The 18,826-nt window shown below is 62.3% G+C and carries 10 protein-coding genes; 3 read left to right on the top strand and 7 right to left on the bottom strand.

The genetic code is table 11. From position 1 onward, the window contains the following. Positions 1-130: 130 nt before the first annotated feature. Together I2E26_RS07445 and I2E26_RS07440 are read left to right on the top strand one after the other, a co-directional pair. Positions 131-2,686, top strand: a complete 2,556-nt coding sequence (locus tag I2E26_RS07445; protein WP_195420228.1) for a ribonucleoside-diphosphate reductase subunit alpha — start codon at positions 131-133, stop codon at positions 2,684-2,686. A 42-nt stretch (positions 2,687-2,728) separates the two neighbouring features. After that, entirely contained in the window at positions 2,729-3,787 is a 1,059-nt protein-coding gene (locus I2E26_RS07440; protein WP_195420227.1) for a ribonucleotide-diphosphate reductase subunit beta, read from the top strand. 245 nt (positions 3,788-4,032) lie between these two features. Here I2E26_RS07440 and I2E26_RS07435 read toward each other — a convergent pair whose 3' ends face one another. From I2E26_RS07435 to I2E26_RS07405, 7 genes are all read right to left on the bottom strand, one after another. Continuing rightward, a complete protein-coding gene (locus I2E26_RS07435; RefSeq protein ID WP_195420226.1) occupies positions 4,033-8,790 on the bottom strand; it encodes a discoidin domain-containing protein in 4,758 nt (1,585 codons plus the stop codon). 278 nt (positions 8,791-9,068) lie between these two features. Next, complete coding sequence (locus tag I2E26_RS07430; protein ID WP_229056488.1) at positions 9,069-12,056, bottom strand: ATP-dependent helicase; 2,988 nt, start codon at positions 12,054-12,056, stop codon at positions 9,069-9,071. 324 nt (positions 12,057-12,380) lie between these two features. After that, complete coding sequence (locus I2E26_RS07425) at positions 12,381-12,722, bottom strand: arsenate reductase family protein (RefSeq protein WP_147588461.1); 342 nt, start codon at positions 12,720-12,722, stop codon at positions 12,381-12,383. A gap of 914 nt (positions 12,723-13,636) precedes the next feature. Beyond that, positions 13,637-14,305 carry an ATP-binding cassette domain-containing protein gene (locus I2E26_RS07420; protein ID WP_195420225.1) on the bottom strand — a complete coding sequence of 223 codons (669 nt, stop codon included), beginning with the start codon at positions 14,303-14,305 and terminating at the stop codon, positions 13,637-13,639. Next, positions 14,292-15,419: a hypothetical protein gene (locus tag I2E26_RS07415; RefSeq protein WP_195420224.1), complete on the bottom strand. Its 1,128-nt coding sequence runs from the start codon at positions 15,417-15,419 to the stop codon at positions 14,292-14,294. The genes I2E26_RS07420 and I2E26_RS07415 overlap by 14 nt, the downstream gene beginning before the upstream one ends. A gap of 249 nt (positions 15,420-15,668) precedes the next feature. Next, positions 15,669-16,985, bottom strand: coding sequence for an NCS2 family permease (locus I2E26_RS07410; RefSeq protein ID WP_147588458.1), 1,317 nt, complete (start codon positions 16,983-16,985; stop codon positions 15,669-15,671). Between the two features lie 199 nt (positions 16,986-17,184). After that, positions 17,185-18,141, bottom strand: coding sequence for an undecaprenyl-diphosphate phosphatase (locus I2E26_RS07405; RefSeq protein ID WP_195420223.1), 957 nt, complete (start codon positions 18,139-18,141; stop codon positions 17,185-17,187). Between the two features lie 234 nt (positions 18,142-18,375). Between I2E26_RS07405 and I2E26_RS07400 the strand changes: the two genes are divergently transcribed. After that, positions 18,376-18,813: a universal stress protein gene (locus tag I2E26_RS07400; protein WP_147588456.1), complete on the top strand. Its 438-nt coding sequence runs from the start codon at positions 18,376-18,378 to the stop codon at positions 18,811-18,813. The last annotated feature ends 13 nt before the right edge of the window (positions 18,814-18,826 follow it).

The following is an 18,826-nucleotide window of genomic DNA, read 5'->3' as shown; positions in this document are numbered from 1 at the left end:
CGATGACCCCCGTTGTTAATAAGAAGGGACCATCGCCCGCCGTTTCGCGTCCTATAAATGAGATAGTTTTGGTAGCATAGTTAGCCACATGAAACGAATCGAACCAATACGCCTGAAAGGAACCACGCGCATGCAGCAAACCGCATCCACCGCAACCGGACCGCGTGCCGCGCAGATAACGAAGCGCGACGGCCGCGTCGAGAGCTACGACGGCAGCAAGATCCGCGTAGCCATGCAGCGCGCCTTCGCTGACATCGACCAGCAGGCTGCCGACGAGCAGCTCGACGAGTTGCTCTCCTCCGTCGAGGACGCCATGGGGCGCACCGGGGCGCGCAGCGTGGAGGAGATCCAGGACCTCGTCGAGCGCACGCTGATGGAACAGGGCTACTACGACGTCGCAAAAGCCTACATCCTCTACCGCCACGAGCGCGCCGAGCAGCGCGGGCTGCGGGCGGGGATCGCCCGCGCGGCCGGCGACTCCGGACTCGAGCCCGTCCTGGAGCGCATCGCCCGCGACTTCCCCGAACCCGCCTACAGCCTCGACCAGCTCGACCATCGCTTCCAGTCGTTCGCGAAGCCGGGCATGTCCATCGAGGACCGGCTCGACGCCCTCACCAAGGCCGCCGTCGAGCTCACCTGCCAGGAGGCGCCGCGCTGGGAGCTCATCGCCGGACGGCTGCTCGCATTCTCCGCGCACCGCGCGCTCAGCCGCGCCGAGGCGCGCCGGGGCCTGGCGTCGCTGTACGACAAGATCCGCTTCCTCACCGACGAGGGCCTCTACGGCTCGTATATCCTCGAGAGCTACGCGCGCGCCGAGATCGACGAGGCGGCAGGGTTCATCGACGACTCCCGTGACGAGCTGTTCACCTACGCCGGCCTCGACCTCGTACTCAAGCGCTACACCGTTCGCTCGCACGACCACGAGGTGCTCGAGAGCCCGCAGGAGATGTACCTGGGCATCGCGCTGCACCTGGCCATGCGCGAGCCGGTCGACCGCCTGGGATGGGTGCGCCGCTTCTACGACATGCTATCGCGCCTCGAGGTCACCATGGCCACGCCCACGCTCTCCAACGCCCGCAAGCCCTACCACCAGCTCTCCAGCTGCTTCATCGACACCGTGCCCGACAGCCTCGCCGGCATCTACCGCAGCGTCGACAACTTCGCCCAGGTCTCCAAGTACGGCGGCGGCATGGGCATGTACCTCGGCAAGGTCCGCGCGACCGGCGGCTCGATCCGCGGGTTCTCCGGCGTCGCCGGCGGCGTGATCCGCTGGATCCGCGTCATCAACGACACCGCCGTCGCCGTGGACCAGCTCGGCATGCGCCAGGGAGCCGTCGCCGTCTACCTCGACGCCTGGCACCGCGACCTGCCCGAGTTCCTGCAGCTGCGCACCAACAACGGCGACGACCGCATGAAGGCGCACGACGTCTTCCCCGCCATCTGCTATCCCGACCTCTTCTGGCGCATGGCCGACGAGGACCTCGACCAATCCTGGCACCTCATGTGCCCGCACGACATCCTCACCGTGAAGGGCTACGCGCTCGAGGACTACTACGGAGAGGAGTGGGAGCGCCGCTACCTCGATTGCGTGGCCGACCCGCGCATACCCAAGCGCACGCTCTCGATCAAGGACGTCGTCCGCCTCATCCTGAAGAGCGCCGTCGAGACCGGCACGCCCTTCACCTTCAACCGCGACGCCGTGAACCACGCGAACCCCAACCCCCAGGCGGGAATCATCTACTGCTCGAACCTCTGCACCGAGATCGCGCAGAACATGAGCCCCATCGAGGAGGTCTCGTGCGAGGTGCGCACCGAGGACGGCGACACCGTCGTGGTCAAGACCACGCGCCCCGGCGACTTCGTCGTGTGCAACCTGGCGAGCCTGTCGCTCGGCCGCCTGCCCGTGGCGGATGCGCCCAAGCTGCGCGAGACCGTCCGCACCGTGGTGCGCGCGCTGGACAACGTGATCGACCTCAACTACTACATGCTCCCGTACGCCGAGATCACCACCAAGCGCTATCGCGCCATCGGCCTGGGCGTCTCGGGCTACCACCATATGCTCGCCGTCAACGGCATCGCCTGGGAGAGCGACGCGCATCTGGAGTTCGTCGACCGCGTCTTCGAGGATATCAACCGCTTCGCGATCGAGGCCTCGTGCGACCTGGCCGCCGAGCGCGGCGCCTACCAGCTCTTCGAGGGCAGCGACTGGGACACCGGCGCGTACTTCGAGAAGCGCGGTTACACGGGCGAGGCATGGGGCGCCCTGGCGGCGCGCGTCCACGAGCAGGGCATGCGCAACGGCTACCTGCTGGCGGTCGCCCCCACCAGCTCGACCTCGATCCTATCGGGCACCACCGCCGGCATCGATCCCGTCATGCGCAAGTTCTTCCTCGAGGAGAAGAAGGGCAGCATGCTGCCGCGCGTGGCGCCCGAACTCTCCCCCGCCACCTACTGGTACTACAAGCCCGCGCACCACATCGACCAGACGTGGAGCATCCGCGCCGCCGGCGTTCGCCAGCGCCACATCGACCAGGCCCAGTCGATGAACCTCTACATCACCAACGACTACACCATGCGCCAGGTGCTCGACCTCTACCTGGAGGCATGGCGGCGCGGCGTGAAGACCATCTACTATGTACGCAGCAAGTCCCTCGAGGTCGAGGAGTGCGAGAGCTGCTCCAGCTAGCCCTCGCGCCATCAGACCGCACCGCACGCAGAAGGAGGACCCATGTCCATCGACCCCGCAGCCGGGCTCGTGCCCAAGCCACTCTTCAACCCCGACGGACCCACCGACGTCGCCGCGCGCCGCATGATCGGCGGCGACACCACCAACCTCAACGACTTCAACAACCTCAAGTACCCCTGGGTCTCCAGCTGGTACCGCCAGGCCATGAACAACTTCTGGATCCCTGAGGAAATCAACCTCATGCAGGACGTGAAGGACTACCCCAACCTGTCGCCCGACGAGCGCGCGGCATACGACAAGATCCTGTCGTTCCTGGTGTTCCTCGACTCGCTGCAGACGGCCAACCTGCCCAACATCAGCGAGTACGTCACCGCCAACGAGGTGAACCTCTGCCTGCACATCCAAGCGTTCCAGGAGTGCGTGCACAGCCAGAGCTACAGCTACATGCTCGACACCATCTGCAGCCCCGAACAGCGCAACTCCATCCTCTATCAATGGAAGACCGACGAGCGCCTGCTCGCGCGCAACACCTTCATCGGCGAGCGCTACAACGAGTTCCAGCAGAAGAAGGACGGCGCCACGCTGCTCAAGGTCCTCATGGCCAACTACATCCTGGAGGGCGTGTACTTCTACTCGGGCTTCATGTTCTTCTACAACCTCGCGCGCATGGGCAAAATGCCCGGTAGCGCGCAGGAGATCCGCTATATCAACCGCGACGAGAACACGCACCTCTGGCTCTTCCGCAGCATCATCCTGGAGCTGCAGAAGGAGGAGCCCCGGCTCTTCACCGACGAGGCGGTCGCCGAGCTGCGCGCCATGCTCGAGGAGGGCGTGCGCCAGGAGATCGCGTGGGGCCACTACGTCATCGGCGACCACATCCGCGGCCTCACCAAGCAGATGGTAACGGACTACATCCGCTACCTGGGCAACCTGCGCTGGAGCTCGCTGGGGTACGGCTACCTCTTCGACGACAACCAGCGCGAGCCCGCCGATATGGCCTGGGTCTCGCAGTACAGCAACGCTAACATGGTGAAGACCGATTTCTTCGAGGCGAAGTCGACCGCCTACGCAAAGTCGACGGCGCTCGTCGACGATCTGTAAGGCCCGCAACGCCCGCCCGCTTCGATAACGCCCCGGCCATTCGCGCGGGACTATACGAGCCGCGCCCGCACGTCGTCATCGCGATGCGGGCGCGGCTCGTTTTCGCATCGCCGCCATGTTGGGCGACCACGAGGCGGATTCTCATACAGGAGATGTTCGCAGGGCCGCGAGCCATAAAAATAGGGATGGAACCCGAGGGCTCCATCCCTATTGCTTTATATAAGCACGGCGCCTAGGCGCTGGGCTTACTTGCGGCGACGAGCGCGCGCATAGCCAGCTGCCAGCAGGCCGCTGCCGCCCAGCATGGAGAGGGCTGCGATGGCCATGGAGGCGTCGCCGGTCTGGACGAGCGAGTCACCCTTGTTGCCGCCGTCGGGCTTACCGGGCTTGGCGGGCTTGTCCGGGTTCTCGGGCTTGTCCGGGTTCACCGGCTTGTCGGGGTCGACCGGAGGCTTCGGATCCTCGTTCTTCTGGAACTTGGCGACGAGCTCCAGGTCGGAGGTCACCTTGGTGGAGAAGTCGAAGTCCTTGCCGTCGAGCTGCCAGGCCACGAACGTGTAGCCGTCCTTCACCGGATCGGTTGCGGGCTTGGTAGCGACCTTGCCCTCCTCGACCGTCTGGGTCTCGACGACCTTGCCGTCGGCCTTGAACGTCACGGTGAACGTCTCGGGCTTGGGCTCGGGGGTCACGCCGCCGTCGACGCGCTTGAAGCGGGCCTCGAGCGCAACGTTGTAGGCGGTGGGAACCTTGTAGGCCAGGTCCTCGGACACGGGCTCATCGGAGCACGGAGCGAACCAGCCCACGAACTCCAGCTTCTCGCCGGGCTTCGCGGTCATGGTGAGCTCGCTGCCGGCCTTGACCTCGGCGCGGTACACGGACTTGGAATCGTCCAGGTCCTTGCCGGTGCCGGTCACGACGCCGTCGACGGGCTTGCCGGTGGCAAGATCGAGCGTGCCGTCCTCGGCCGCAGCGTAGCTGTTAGCGGCAACGTAGACGGTGTTGGTGGGAACCGGCTTGTTGGCGATATCGAACTCGGAGACGGCAACGTACTTGTTGTTACCGTGCTCGTTGGCATCGGTGATCTCGAGCCTCACGCCGTATACCTTCTGGGTGTCGAACGTGAAGACCTTCTTCTTGGAATCATTTGCGAAGACCTGATCGGTAGCGACCTTCTCGAACTCGCCGTCAGCAGACTTCTTGAGGAACAGGCTGGCCTTGGTGATGCGACCGCTGCCGGTGCCGTCCTGGCGCGGGGTGAACGAGAACTGGTTGATCTCATAACCCTTGCCGAAGTCGATCTCGGCCCAGATCATGGGCGTGACCTTCAGGCTGCCGTTGACGTTATCGCTCGTGGCGGCCTTCCAGTTGGAATGCCAGATCGTAGACGCATTGTTGTCGAACGCATGCTCGATGTGGCCGCCAGCGCTCTCGCCCGTGAGGGTCTGGGAGTTGGTCTTGCCCTTCCAGGCAGCCTTGTTGTACTGGTCGACAGCCTCTTCAGCCTGAGCAGGCTTCACCACGACGTTGTCGATGCGAGCGGCGATGCCGTTCTCCTTGGAGCCGATGCGCTCGAGCGGCATGGTCAGGGTGGCGTGCTCGATGCCGTCCTTCTTCACCATGTCGTGATCGAAGAAGCGACCGGTTGCGGTGCCGACCTTCTCGCCGTCAACGAAGAGCGTCGTCTTCTGGGTCTCGGCGCGCAGCATGATGCTGACCTTCTTGCCCACCGGGAGCTTGTAATCGAAGTAGTAATCGTACAGCTCGCGGGTGAAGCCGAGCTTGCCGTTGTCCATCACGCGGATGTCGAGGGTGCCGTACGGGGCGTCGGCCTCGAAGAGGACGTCGCCGGGGCAGGCGGGCTCATCGAGCGTGATGTCGAAGGACAGCTCGGTGCCGGTGGCGATCTTCTGGATCGGGGAGGTCACGTAGGAAGCGCCGCCCTCGAGGACGAGCTCGCCCTTCTTGACCTGTGCCTTGGCGCCCTCGGTGAGGTTGCGGCCGTTCTGGCTGGAATCCTTCAGACCGTTCTCGAAGGTGTACTCGGCGTAGGTGTCACCCTTCTTGGACACCTTGCTGTAGGGGTTCACGCGCGGAGCATCGCCGGTGGCCTCGACGATCTCGTACAGCTTGTTGAAGCCCTCGTCGCCGGCACCCTTCTCCTGACCGGTGGGAGCCCAGTTGTTCTCGGCGTAGACCGGCATCGCATCGAAGAAGCGCGCGTACTCGTCGGCCTCGGTGAGACCGCAGGCGTTGGTATCGATGTTGTCGTTCCAGATGGCGAACTCGGCACCCAGGATCTTCGGATCGCTGGCGGGGAGGACCCTACCGCCGAAGTTGTTGGGATCGAAGCTCTTGTAGAGGCTCTTCGTGTTCAGGTAGTCACCATAGGCGCCGCGGTTGCCGCCGCCGTTGGGAACCATGTAGCCGTAGCTATCCAGGATGTTGATGAGCGAGAAGCCCTTCTGGTGCATACGGATGGGGTTAGCCCAGCCAAGCGACCAGATATCCATCTGGACACCGGTGCACAGCACGGAGCCGTCGGCCGGCTCGGTGCCGCCGCCCGCGAGCCAGGAGCTGTCGAAGCTGCCCCACACGCGCGGCGTGTTGCCGTTAGCCTGCAGGTGCGGAACGAGGTCGTTGTAGAACTCGCAGTACACCGGACGGCCGTTGGGGATGATGAACTCGTCGGCACCGATGTGCACGACGGTCTCGTCGTCGAAGACCTCGTTATCGCCCGTGGTGTAATCGTCGAAGATGCTCTTGATGAAAGGCATGGTCTTCGGGTTGCGAAGATCCAGGTGGTCGACGGCCCAACGGTCGGCAGGACGCGTGGTGACCGTCGCGTCCATAACGGCGAGCTCGGGGAATGCACGCGTGAACGCGACGGCGTGCGCGGGCATATCGATCTCGGGAACGATGTTCATGCCGTAGGAGCGCTGCGTCTTGATGAAGGAACGCATCTCATCCTTGGTGATGAAGTAGTCCTTCGCCGTAGCGGTCTCGCCGGTCTTCTCGTTCTTCACGCTGCTCTCCAGACGGAACGCAGCGTACGCCTTCTCCAGAGCCTCGTCGTCGGACTTGTAGTTCTCCAGGAAGATCAGGTTGTCGGACAGATGAAGCTGGAAGTCGTTCATCTTGTAGTAACGCATGGTGCGGGCGGTCATCTCGACCATTTCGAGCGAGATGGGCTTGCGCGCGATGTCCCACATGAAACCACGGATCGGGAAGCGCGGATAATCGCGCATCTGGCCGACGGGGAAGCCATCGGTCTCGGTCTTGGTCATCTGCAGGATGGTCTGCATGCCGTACATGTTGCCGGTGACGGACTGCGACTGCACGTTGATGCGGTCGGCCTGGATGTCCATCGTGTAGCCCTCGTCGCCGAGGATCTTATCGCCCTCGGGCGCGCCGAAGGTGAAGTTGAAGGCGCCGGCCTGGGCGGCACCCTTCACGACCTTGAGCTCGGTGCCGGTGAAGTCCTTGTAGTCGGCAACGAACTCCTCGACAACGGCCTTGAGCTCGTCAGCCTGGTAGGTCACCTTGGTGAGCTTGCTCAGCGCAACCTTGGCGGTGGAGTTGGAGAACCACTCCTGGATCTCGGGGACCACCACGGGACGGGCGTTCTTGCCCTCGGCCTGGGTATTCTTGCCCTTGATCACGTAGTTGAGGTCGCCCGTGGTCTTCTTGGCGCCGGTCTTGGTCTCCGTAACGGTCCAGGAGATCTTGACGTCCTTGTCGGTGAGCGGATGCACGACGGTGCGGTCCGCAGCGACGACCTGCTCGAAATCGCAGCCGTTCAGCGCGACGGTGAAGCCCTCGGGAACGACGGGCTTCGGCAGCTGCGCGGCATCGGCCTCAACGGTCACGTTGTTGGCGATCTCGGATACGACCTGGTCGAGCGTCTTTACGGCGGTGCGATCGTTCGAGTACGCCTCGAGCTCGACGACGGACACGCCGTTCCACGGGCTCGTGCCCGCAGCGATATCGAAATTGGTCAGACGGACGGCCGTCGCGACGACGTCCTCGCTCAGCAAGACGTCGACGTTGGGGGTGTAGCCCTCGCCGCTCTTCTTATTGGTAACGGTCTGGAGCTTCGTCCAGGCATCGCTACCGGGAGCCTTGTACTGGATGTCGAAGGCCTTCACGTTGCTGGGGGCAACGGGGTTGGAGCCGCGATCCTCGAACTGAACCTTGAAGAAGCGGACCTTGGTGGCCTTCTCGAACGTGGAGACCAGATAGGTGCGCTCGTCCTTGCCGGGCTTCTGCTCGCCGCTGGACCAACGGGTGCCCTTGTCGCCGTCGCCCGCCTTGTCGGGGGTGAGGGTCGGGGCCTCCTGGCCGCTTGCGGACATCGTGGACTTACGAACGTGGTTGACGTCGGCAGTCTCCTCGATATCGAGCTTCTCGTTGGAATACGCCTCGAGCTCGACGACGGACACGCCGTTCCACTCGGTGGAACCGGCAGCAACATCGAACTTGGTCAGACGGATAGCCTTGGCCGTAATAGCGGTCTTGAGGTCGACGGTGACCTCGGTGGCGAAGCCGCCGGTCGAGCCGCTGGTCTTGTTGCTCACAACCTGGGCGGTCTTCCACTCGGAGCTGTTCGCATCCTGATACTGCAGCTCGAAGCCCTTAACGTTGCTGGGCTTGATGTCGACGTCGCGGTTCTCGAACGTCACCTCGACGCGCTTGATGAGCGTCGGGGCCTTGAACGTTGCCGAAAGGAACGTCTTGTCGTCCTTGGCGGGCACCTGGGTACCGCTGGACCAACGGGAAGCCTTCTCCTTGCTTCCATCGTTGGCCTTCTCGGCACCGAGCGTCGGCGCCTCGGAAGCGCTTGCCGCCATCGTGGCCGTGCGCACGTGGTTCACGCCCAACGTGTCCGCTACGGTGTCAGCCGCGTAGGCCACCCCGAGCGGAACGGCGAGCAGCGCGAACGCCACAGCCACTGCAACCGCAGCGACCATGCGCGTCAGCGAGAAACGCGCGCCCTTTCCAGACATGTGCATGCCTTACTCCAATCTGCGAACACCTCACCGCCCCACCCTCCAGGACGCAGCGTTCACATAGGTAATCCAATTTACGTTATTGGTATAAAGTAAATAGCAATGCACATTTTCGGCGAAAGGCTCTACTGGCTCTACAAACGGTATCAAAAACCGCCCACCCGTAACGCCAGCAGGTTTCCTAGGTGCCGCGGATCGGTCCGAAAGCGGGGGCGCACCTTAGGGTGGCGCGTCCCCCGCTTGAAAGCCGAGATGCGGTGCCCGGGGAAGCCGCCCTAGAGTTTGACGATGGGTGCGAACCCCTTCATAAGCTTCTTCGTCTGCCCGCTTTTCTCGAACTGCACCTCGATCATGTCGCCGGATGCCGACACGACCGTACCCGGACCGAACGTCTTATGGCTCACGTGGTCGCCCGGCGCGAAGGTCTCGGCAGCCTTCGCCGCATCGGGTCGACGCTGCTCGACCGCGGGCGTGGCGGCAGCCTTGCGCGGCCGCGCGGCGCCGGAGCCCGACCCGAAGGTCGCGGGTTTGCGCCCGGCATCGGGACTCACGCCCGTGCGGCGCTGCGTACGACCGGTCGAGCGCGTATACGAGCCAAAGACGCTGCCACCGTACTCGTTGCCGGTGCCGGAACCGTAGGTTCCGCGCCGATCGCCGCGCTTCTCCCAGCCCACGCCCTCGAAGCCGGCCGAGCCCACGCCGGAGAACTCGATGTCCTCGGCGGGGATCTCGTTGATGAAGCGCGAACGCGGATTCGCCTGCGTCGAACCGTAGGTACGGCGCGTCGCCGCGTAGGTGAGGAACAGGCGCTTGCGCGCACGCGTGATAGCGACGTAGGCCAGGCGACGCTCCTCCTCGAGCTTGCCCGGATCGTCGTCTCCCCCGAACCCGCCCACATGCGGAAAGATGCTCTCCTCCATGCCCGCCACGAAGACCACGGGGAACTCCAGGCCCTTGGCCGAGTGCACGGTCATCATGGTGATGGCATGCGAGTCGCCGGCAAGGGAGTCGAGGTCGCTACGAAGCGCCAGCCACTCGAGCAGCGCCGGCAGCGCCTTGCACGCCAGCGGTCCGTACGTGCGCTCGATCTCGGCCGCGGCGATAACGGCCGCATTGGGCCCCTCGCCCGCCGGCTCCATGGCGGAATCGGCCGGTACGCCCCCGAGCGCGGAGCCCGCCGATGCCAGGGCGGCGTTGAGCGGCATGCCGGCGCCCGCGGGCAGCGCCGCAGCACTCACCGCGCCAACCGCACCTGCGGGAACGTCCTCCGGCACGTCGGCCAGGCCCGCGGCACGCAGCTCGGCCAAGCTCTCCAGCGTACCCTCGATGTCGTCGTGCGTCTCTTCGAATTCCGCCGCAACGCCCAGGAATTCCTGGATGTTCTCCATGCGGCCCTCGGCCTCCATGGTACCCTCGGCGCGAAACGCCTGGATGAGACCGGAACGATCGACGATGGCATCCACCACGTCTTTGAGTTCGCCGTCCATGCGGCGCCCCTCGCGCACGATGTTCACGAAGGCGCCCAGGGCGTTGCGCACCTTGGCCGTGAAGCGCCCGGTCTCGGCGCACGCGAGCTCGCAGGCCTGGAAGAACGAGCATCCGTTCTCGGCCGCAAGCTGCTCGATCTTCTCGATGGAGCTGGAACCGATGCCGCGGCGCGGCGTGTTGATCACGCGCTTCACGCTCATCTCGTCCGCCGGGTTCACGATCATCTTGAGATAGGCCATCACGTCGCGAATCTCGGCGCGGTCGAAGAATCGCGTGCCGCCCACGATCTTATACGGCACGCCGGCGCGCAGGAACATATCTTCCAGCACGCGCGACTGCGCGTTGGTGCGGTAGAACACGGCCATGTCGTCGTAGCTCACGCCCGCGTCGTGCTGCTTGTCGATCTCGCCCGCGATCCAGCGGCCCTCGTCGCGCTCGTCACCGGCCTGGTACGCCTGGATCTTCTCGCCGTCGCCCAGCGCCGTGAAGAGGCGCTTGTCCTTGCGGCGCGAGTTGTTGCGCACCACGGCGTTCGCCGCGTTGAGGATGTGCCCGGTAGAGCGGTAGTTCTGCTCGAGCTTGACCACCTTGGCCTGAGAGAAGTCCTTCTCGAAATCGAGGATGTTGGAGATGTCGGCGCCGCGCCAGCTGTAGATGGACTGGTCGTCGTCGCCCACGACCATGAGGTTTTGGTACTTGGCGGCAAGCAGGTTGGCGATCTCGTACTGGACGTGGTTGGTGTCCTGGTACTCGTCGACGCTGATGTAGCGGAACCGCTCCTGGTACTTCTCCAGTACCTCGGGGCGCGTGCGGAACAGCTCGAGCGTGCGCACGAGCAGGTCGTCGAAGTCCATGGCGTTGGCGGCGCGCAGGCGGCGCTCCAGCTCCAGGTAGACCTGGGCGGCCTTGCGCTCCTTGGGATCGTCGGCGCGCTCGAGCATCTCCTCGGGGCCCACCATGGCGTTCTTGGCGGCAGAGATCTTGCCGCGAATCATGTTGATGGGGAAGTTCTTCTGGTCGATGTCGAGGCCCTGCATGATCTCGCGCACCATGCGGCGGGAATCGTCATCATCGTAGATGGTGAACTGCCCGGAGTAGCCCAGCAGGTCCGCGTCCTCGCGCAGGATGCGGACGCACATGGCATGGAAGGTGCACACCCACATGCCGCGCGTGGCGTCGGGTAGAAGGGCGCCCAGGCGCTCGCGCATCTCGGCAGCGGCCTTGTTGGTGAAGGTGATGGCGAGGATCTGCCAGGGGCGCACGCCCAGGTCGGCGATCATATGCGCGATGCGGAAGGTGAGCACGCGCGTCTTGCCGGAGCCGGCGCCGGCGAGCACCAGCAGCGGGCCCTCGGTGGTGGTAACGGCCTCGCGCTGCGCGGGGTTGAGCGAGTCGATATCGACCTTCGGCAGCTGCGGGCGCGGGCGCGGCGCGGGCGCCTCCGCCGCCTCGGGGGCGGCGCCATAGGCATCGAGCGGCACGAGGTCGGGCTCCGGGGCCGCCGGCACGGGCGCGGGCGCCTCCCACGGTAACGGCGCCGGAGCCGCCGCAGGCGCGGGGGCCGCCGTCTGCCATGGCAGCGGCTCGGGCGTCGGCGAGGGCGCTGCATCGCCGAACAGCGAGCCCTGAACCGCCCGGGGCGCCGGGGCGGCAGCAGGACGCGACGGCGACGCAGGCGAGGCCTTCTCCCACGGATACGCGGGGCGCGTCGGCTGCTCGGCTTCGCCCTGCTGGGCACTCATATTCTTCTCCCACGGATACGGCTGGCGAGGCATGGACACTCCTTGGACTCATTCACGCGGCCCGCCCGCATGCGAGCAGACCCCTCATTTGAACCCACTTAGTATACCGAGCCGTACCGACGCGTCCGCCGCACGCGGGCGCGCCTACCGTTTTCCCACGCGGCCCGCCTCCGCCGCGCTGGCTCGGCACCATGCCGCACACGGCGCGCCTCCGTAAGTTTGCCGCGACAGCGCATCCCTCGCGCCCAACAGCGCGCCGGCTCCTGACGGCTCCCGCGCCAACGTTATGCCCGCGCGCCCGTCGTCTCGCGCACCGCGCCCGTTCGTCACAGCTCCCGCATGCGTCCAACTTGCGAGCTACTCCCAGCCGCCCCACACATCGGGCTGGTAACCCACGGTGGCCTGCCGCCCATTGCGCACGATGGGCTCGCGCAGCACCTGTTGGTTCTCCAGCAGCTTCTCGAACTTCTGGCTCTCGGCCAGGTAGGTGATGAGCGCCACGGTGTCTTGGTCCTTGGCACCTGCATCAAGCACGCCGTCGATGCCGCCCACGCAGCGCATCACGCTCTCGAGCTCGCCTTTGCTCATCCCCTTCTCCTTAAGGTCGATGAACTGGAACGTGATGCGGCGCTCCTTGAACCAGCGCTGCGCCTTCTTGGTGTCGAAACTCTTCTTGGTCCCGAAGATCTGGATGTTCACAGTCTTCCCTCCTTCGTGGCGACACCTACGGTCGCGATGCATTTCTACTCTTTTGAAATAATACGGGATGACCGTCCGTTGACAGCCATCCCGTCTGCAAGAGCTCTCATTTCAGAAGATGCGTGCGACAGGCTATATCGCCCAGGTCCCACCGAGCCCGCTCACCAGACCCTGTACTCGCACTTCCAAGACGATACAGTTCCCCATCCTCCCTTGGGGCCCGTTCCGCGCTGGGAGGCATATCGTTTGGCCCCTGTAAATGCATACGAATTCTTGAAGGAAAGACGCTTGTACTGAACGTCATATTTATCGACGATCTGAGACGCGTTGCCGGATTCGGGGTAAAACGATTTGTAGGTATCAGTCACCTCGGCAGTCATCGCATAAACCCTCGAATCCACCGGGTCCTTAGCATGTGCCTGCGCTGGAGTCATCGCGACAACGGCAGTTAAGGCAACAACAAGCACCGGCCAGCTCAGCTTGAAAACCCCTGGCATCCTGACCATTGCTACCACGTCCTATACTGATACTGAATCTTAAGATACTCCGCCTGATGACCGGGGCCACCGCCACATACATCCATATAGCTGCTAATCACTCTCTGGCCCACCTTTGCATACGAGGTGGGGAACCGCAACGTACGATATGTCACGTTGTATTTCGGACGATTGTGCACCCCTGCATAGGTACATTCCCGCATCATAAACGTATCTTCCACATCGGCCTGCATCGCATATGCTGACTGATTAGGTGCAACGCCTTCCTTATCCGCTGCAAACGACTGCATAGGTGCCGAAACGGCGCCTATGACTGCAAGCCCAAGCAGCATCAATCTCCAGCTTCCACACAAAGATGTTGTCATTCCATCCACCACCCTTAGGTTGTCGCTTCTTCCATAGAAAGATGATTGTCATCTACGAGTACAGCTGTAGATAGCGCTCCCTGCTGTCCGTCACCTCCTCTAGGCGGAGTTCGCCATCCACTAGAAAAGCAACAGAATCGCATAGTGCATCGATATCGCTCATGATGTGCGATGAAATGATCACGCCTTTCCCCAACCGCTTTAAATCGAGAACGATCCGACATGCGAGCCGAGATCGAATGGGATCCAGTGCATTCATCGGCTCATCAAGCAGCACGTACGGCGCATCTGATATCCATGCTAGAGACAGGTAGAGAATCTGCTCCTGTCCCTGCGAAAGAGCCTCGACTCTTTTGTTGGAGTATGCTTCCATGTGGAACAGCTGCAGCGTATTATCAACATTGAAATGCGATTTCCAGGCAGAGCGAACCAGCTCCAGAGTCTCCCGCACGGTCAACCTTCGGTATAAATCGCGTCCGGTTCCTGCGGAGTAAAAGAAATGAGCGAGATAGCCCGAATAGCTTCCGTAAACAGCCCCATCGGCTTCGACTTTCCCGCAAACCCGAATTCCCGGGGCGGCGACGAGCGCGTTCATGAAGGTTGTTTTACCCGATCCATTTGGACCTACAAGCCCAAGAGCGGTACCTGGTTTCAAATGAAGCTTCTCCACATGACAAGAATGACCGCCTCGCTTAATGGAAACATCCTCAAGTAGCAGCATTTCTACGACCCCCCTTATATGCAGCGCATACAACCACCCCAAGCAGAACACATGCAATCACAAGCGTGCAGGCGGTAAGCAAGATCAAATCCGAGTCGATCAAGATGTGAGCATTCTCGATATCAGCAACATACGAAAAGCCGCCGAACACTCGATTGAAATCAAACACAGCAAGAGGAGAAGAATAAAATGCCCCCATCGCCGCATCTCCAAGACCAAAGAAAAGAGGGGTCATTGGAAGCAAAGAAAAACCTCCAAGAATAAGGAGGGAGACAAAAGCCCAGCCATCGCACCTGAGAAATAGGCCCATCAGAGCCGCGCTCAAACTGGAGACCAGCAAAACTGACGTAAACGATTGAGCAAGAGAGAGTCCGACGGTACTCTCGGTCACCCCGCCGCCCTGGAGCAGAGCCACCGGGTACTCAAGGTAGCCGATTCCGTTATACGCCAACGCGGGAAGGCAGATGATGAAGAAGACCGCGCTATACAAAACGACAGAATTCCCTATCGATAGCAAGAGGTATGTGAAATACCGCCTGCCTGCCGGAATTGGAGATCGAAACAGAATGGATGTAGACATCCAAACCGACCGACTCTTCCAGCAAACCAAAAATGCAAGACAAAAGAAGACCGGTGACGGCACTTGTGAAAACAAGAAAGAAAGGTAATACGCTGCAGGTAGCTCTCGAGCCGAGGCAAACAACCCAGGCTCTCTCAAATCCGAAAGGCGCCCAGCAATAGAGGCACAGAAATCGCCCACGCCATCGTCGCCGACAAGATACCCCGCACCACGCTCTTCAGCCTGGAGCCCCTCCAGGTCGTCTACAGCCTTGTAATACAGAACAGACCCTGGACTTTGCGCCAAAATCCTACCGTACGCCTCGGATTCACGCCCAAGCAGCTCCTGCAGACCAGAGGGAGCAGTATCATATGCGCCCGCAAGCATCCCATCCGATAGGATCTGCTGCTCCATTTTAAAGCGCTCTGGCGAAAAATTATAATTGCTCGTCGGAGTAGCAAGAAGAAACGGCATAAGTCCAATTACGCATAGAATCACCACGCCTATCCATATGCCCCTGTCTCTTAAGAGATTGCTTTCAAGATAGCGAATCAATCTGACCTCCAATCATTATCGAGTGAGGTCACTTTATCACAGTAGAGTCCCAATGGCGTCTACGCGAATAACACTTTACGAATTGCTTACGAAATAGTGTTGTATAGAGAATTCTGTATATTATCTGCAGCGATCAAGCGAATGATAATCAACCAAACGAAACTATAGCGCCCATTATCGCAAAAGAAGCCCTGGCACGCCGTAGAAGGGCGTGCCAGGGCACGGAGTGCAACTCGTTGTTCGCGCTTGCTAGGCGATCATGAACGAGATGATGAAGGCGATGTCGACCACCCAGGTGAGCGGCTTGATCTTCTTGATGTTACCGGTGCAGGCGGCCATCACGGTGTAGGTGAGGAAGCCCAAGCCGATACCGATGGAGATCGAGTAGGTCAGCGGGATGCCGATGATGGTCATGAAGGCGGGGATGCCGTCGAGCGGGTTGGTGAAGTCGATGTCCGCCACGACGTTCATCATCAGGAAGCCAACCATGACCAGCGCGCCACAGGTCGCGGGCGCGGCGATCATGCCCACCAGCGGCGAGAAGAACGCAGCGAGCAGGAAGATGATGCCGGTCACGATGGAGGACAGGCCGGTGCGGCCGCCGTCGGCGGCGCCGGCGGAGGACTCGACGAAGGTGGTGCAGGAAGAAGCGCCCAGCAGGCCGCCCACGGACGCGGCCAGCGAGTCCACGATCAGGATCGGACGGATGTCCTTGACGTTGCCGTCCTCATCGAGGAAGTCGCCCTGCTTGCCCACGGCCACGGCGGTGCCCATGGTATCGAAGAAGTCGGAAAGCATGATGGAGAAGACGAACACCAGCAGCGTGGGGTTCACGAACACCTTGACGATAGCCATGCCGGAACCATCGGCAGCCTGCTGGAAGGGTGCGCCGAACGTGGTGAAATCGGGCATGGAGACGATGCCCTCGGGCAGGGCGGTGACGCCCAGGGGAATGCCCACGACGGCAGCGATGATGATGCCCCACAGGATATAGCCCTTGATCTTGAACACATAGAGCATGAAGGTGACCACGACGGAGATCATGCCGACGAGGAAGACCGGGTCGTACACCGAGCCGAAGGTGATGAGGGTGGCTTCATCGTTCACCACGATGCCGCCGTTGATAAGGCCGAGCAGGGCGATGAAGATGCCCAGGCCCACGGCGATGGCGTGGCGCAGCGAAACGGGCACGGCGTCCATGATGGCCTCGCGAAGGCCGCACAGCACGAGCGCCAGGATAACCAGGCCCTCGAGCAGGATGACGGCCATGGCAACCTTCCAGTCGCCGCCGGCGGCAGCGGTGAGCGAGAACGCCACGACCGCGTTGATGCCCATGCCGGAGGCGCAGGCGAGCGGACGGTTGGAGAACAGGCCCATGAGGATGGTCATGATACCCGCGGCAAAGCAGGTGGAGGTGACGGCTGCGGAGACCGGGATGCCGGCCGCCGAGAGCAGCGCGGGGTTGACCGCGATGATGTATGCCATCGCGAGGAACGTGGTGATACCAGCGCGGACCTCTGTGCCCAGGCTGGAGCCACGCTCCGTGAACTTGAAGAATTTGTCCATGCGTTACCCTTCTATGGCGAACAAAAAACTGCTTCACCATAGCAGAACGCAGGCACATTATGTTCCTCGTATGGAAAACACTCGTAAAAGTATAACAGCAGCTACACGCTGTAAAAGACTCCCAAACGCAGCGGGGCCGCAGGCACCTTACGTCCTGCGGCCCCGCGCGCTCGTTCGCGCTTTCCCGTATGAAGAGCGCCTACGCCAACCCGAGCGCCGGCGCGATGCCGAAGAAATATGCCAGCACGATCACGCCCAGCACGATACGGTAGACGCCGAACACCTTGAAATCGTGACGGCGGACGAAGCCCATGAGCCACTTGATGGCGAGCAGCGACACGATGAAGGCCACGGCGCAGCCCACGCCGAGGATGGCCAGACCGCTGGGGTCGAACACGCCGCCCTTGAGGAAGAACTTCACGAGCTTGAGAAAGCTAGCGCCGAACATGACGGGGATAGCCAGGAAGAACGTGAACTTGGCCGCAACGGAACGCGTGGTGCCCAGCAGCAGGCCGCCGATGATGGTGGAACCGGAGCGCGAGGTTCCGGGGATAAGCGAGAGCACCTGGAAGCAGCCGATGCCCAGCGCGGTCTTATACGACAGGTCGTCCAGCGAGGTGATGGAACCGAAGTCGCTTTCGGGCGTGGCGTCGGCGACGGCAGGGGACGCCGCAAAATGCGCGCCGGCGGGGCGAGCACCCGGAGCAGGCCGACCAGAGGCGAGGCGCGCCGCGAGCTTCTTCGCGCGCCAGTTCTCGATGAGGATGAACGCGATGCCGTACACGATGAGCGCGGCGACGACGACCGTCGAGCTGTAAAGATGCTCTTCCATGAAATCGTCGAGCGGGATACCGATGATCGCCGCGGGGAGGCAGCCCACGATGATCTTGCCCCACAGGCTCCAAGTGCTGCGGCGCTCCTCACGGTCCTTGCCGAAACCGAAGGGGATGAGATCGCGGAAGAACAGCACGCACACCGCCAGGATGGCGCCCAGCTGAATGACGACCAGGAACATGTTCCAGAATTCCTCGGTCACGTTGAGCTTGATGAACTCGTCGACCAAGATCATGTGGCCGGTCGACGAGATGGGCAACCACTCCGTGATGCCCTCGACCAAGCCGAGGAACGCAGACTTAAGCAGCTCGACGATGTCCATCGGCGCCTCCAATCGACGGCGCGCCCGAATACCCAGCGATGCGGACCCGCACAATATGTTTGAACGTGTCATTCATTATCGCCCAGGCGGAGCCGCTGCAAGAAAAATGCGGATTCGTTCACGGAATAGAGAGGTTCCCATGCAACATATGGGTATATGTTTAGCTAGGTAAAGCGTCAGCAAACGTTGGTGACCAGCAAACGCTCGCAGGCCACCGGTTGACAGGAGGATCTTATGAACGAAGGGTATTCCAAGATCTTTGTCTCGCTCGACGGCACCGAGCAGCAAGACTTCGTGCTGGCACGCGCCATCAAGGTCGCGGCGAACAACAACGCGAAACTCGTCATCGGCCACGTCATCGACTCGACCGCGCTCGAATCCGCCGGTTCCTACCCCGTCGACCTGGTCAACGGCCTGGAAACCGCCTTCCGCAGCTCCATCGCGGACCAGGTGGCCGAAGCCGAGGCCAACCCGGACATCCCCGAGGTCGAAGTCGTCATCCGCGCTGGACGCATCCGCGAGACGCTCAAGGACGAGATGCTCGACGTGATCCAGCCGGACCTCGTGCTGTGCGGCGCACGCGGGCTGTCATCCATCAAGTACGCGCTGCTGGGGTCGATCTCCACGTTCCTGCTGCGGAACACGGACTGCGACATTCTGGTTGTGAAGTAGGTTCGGTCCCCTC

The sequence above is a fragment of the Collinsella sp. D33t1_170424_A12 genome (assembly GCF_015554865.1).
GTDB lineage: Bacteria > Actinomycetota > Coriobacteriia > Coriobacteriales > Coriobacteriaceae > Collinsella.
Note: the sequence above shows the minus strand (reverse complement) of the source record. Positions and strands in the feature narration are given on the sequence as shown.

Bases quoted from the DNA above. Each gene is read 5' to 3' on its own strand.
- I2E26_RS07445 (WP_195420228.1), top strand. From the start codon at position 131: ATGCAGCAAACCGCATCCACCGCAACCGGACCGCGTGCCGCGCAGATA.
- I2E26_RS07440 (WP_195420227.1), top strand. From the start codon at position 2,729: ATGTCCATCGACCCCGCAGCCGGGCTCGTGCCCAAGCCACTCTTCAAC.
- I2E26_RS07435 (WP_195420226.1), bottom strand. From the start codon at position 8,790: ATGTCTGGAAAGGGCGCGCGTTTCTCGCTGACGCGCATGGTCGCTGCG.
- I2E26_RS07430 (WP_229056488.1), bottom strand. From the start codon at position 12,056: ATGCCTCGCCAGCCGTATCCGTGGGAGAAGAATATGAGTGCCCAGCAG.
- I2E26_RS07420 (WP_195420225.1), bottom strand. From the start codon at position 14,305: ATGCTGCTACTTGAGGATGTTTCCATTAAGCGAGGCGGTCATTCTTGT.
- I2E26_RS07410 (WP_147588458.1), bottom strand. From the start codon at position 16,985: ATGGACAAATTCTTCAAGTTCACGGAGCGTGGCTCCAGCCTGGGCACA.
- I2E26_RS07405 (WP_195420223.1), bottom strand. From the start codon at position 18,141: ATGGACATCGTCGAGCTGCTTAAGTCTGCGTTCCTCGGCTTGGTCGAG.
- I2E26_RS07400 (WP_147588456.1), top strand. From the start codon at position 18,376: ATGAACGAAGGGTATTCCAAGATCTTTGTCTCGCTCGACGGCACCGAG.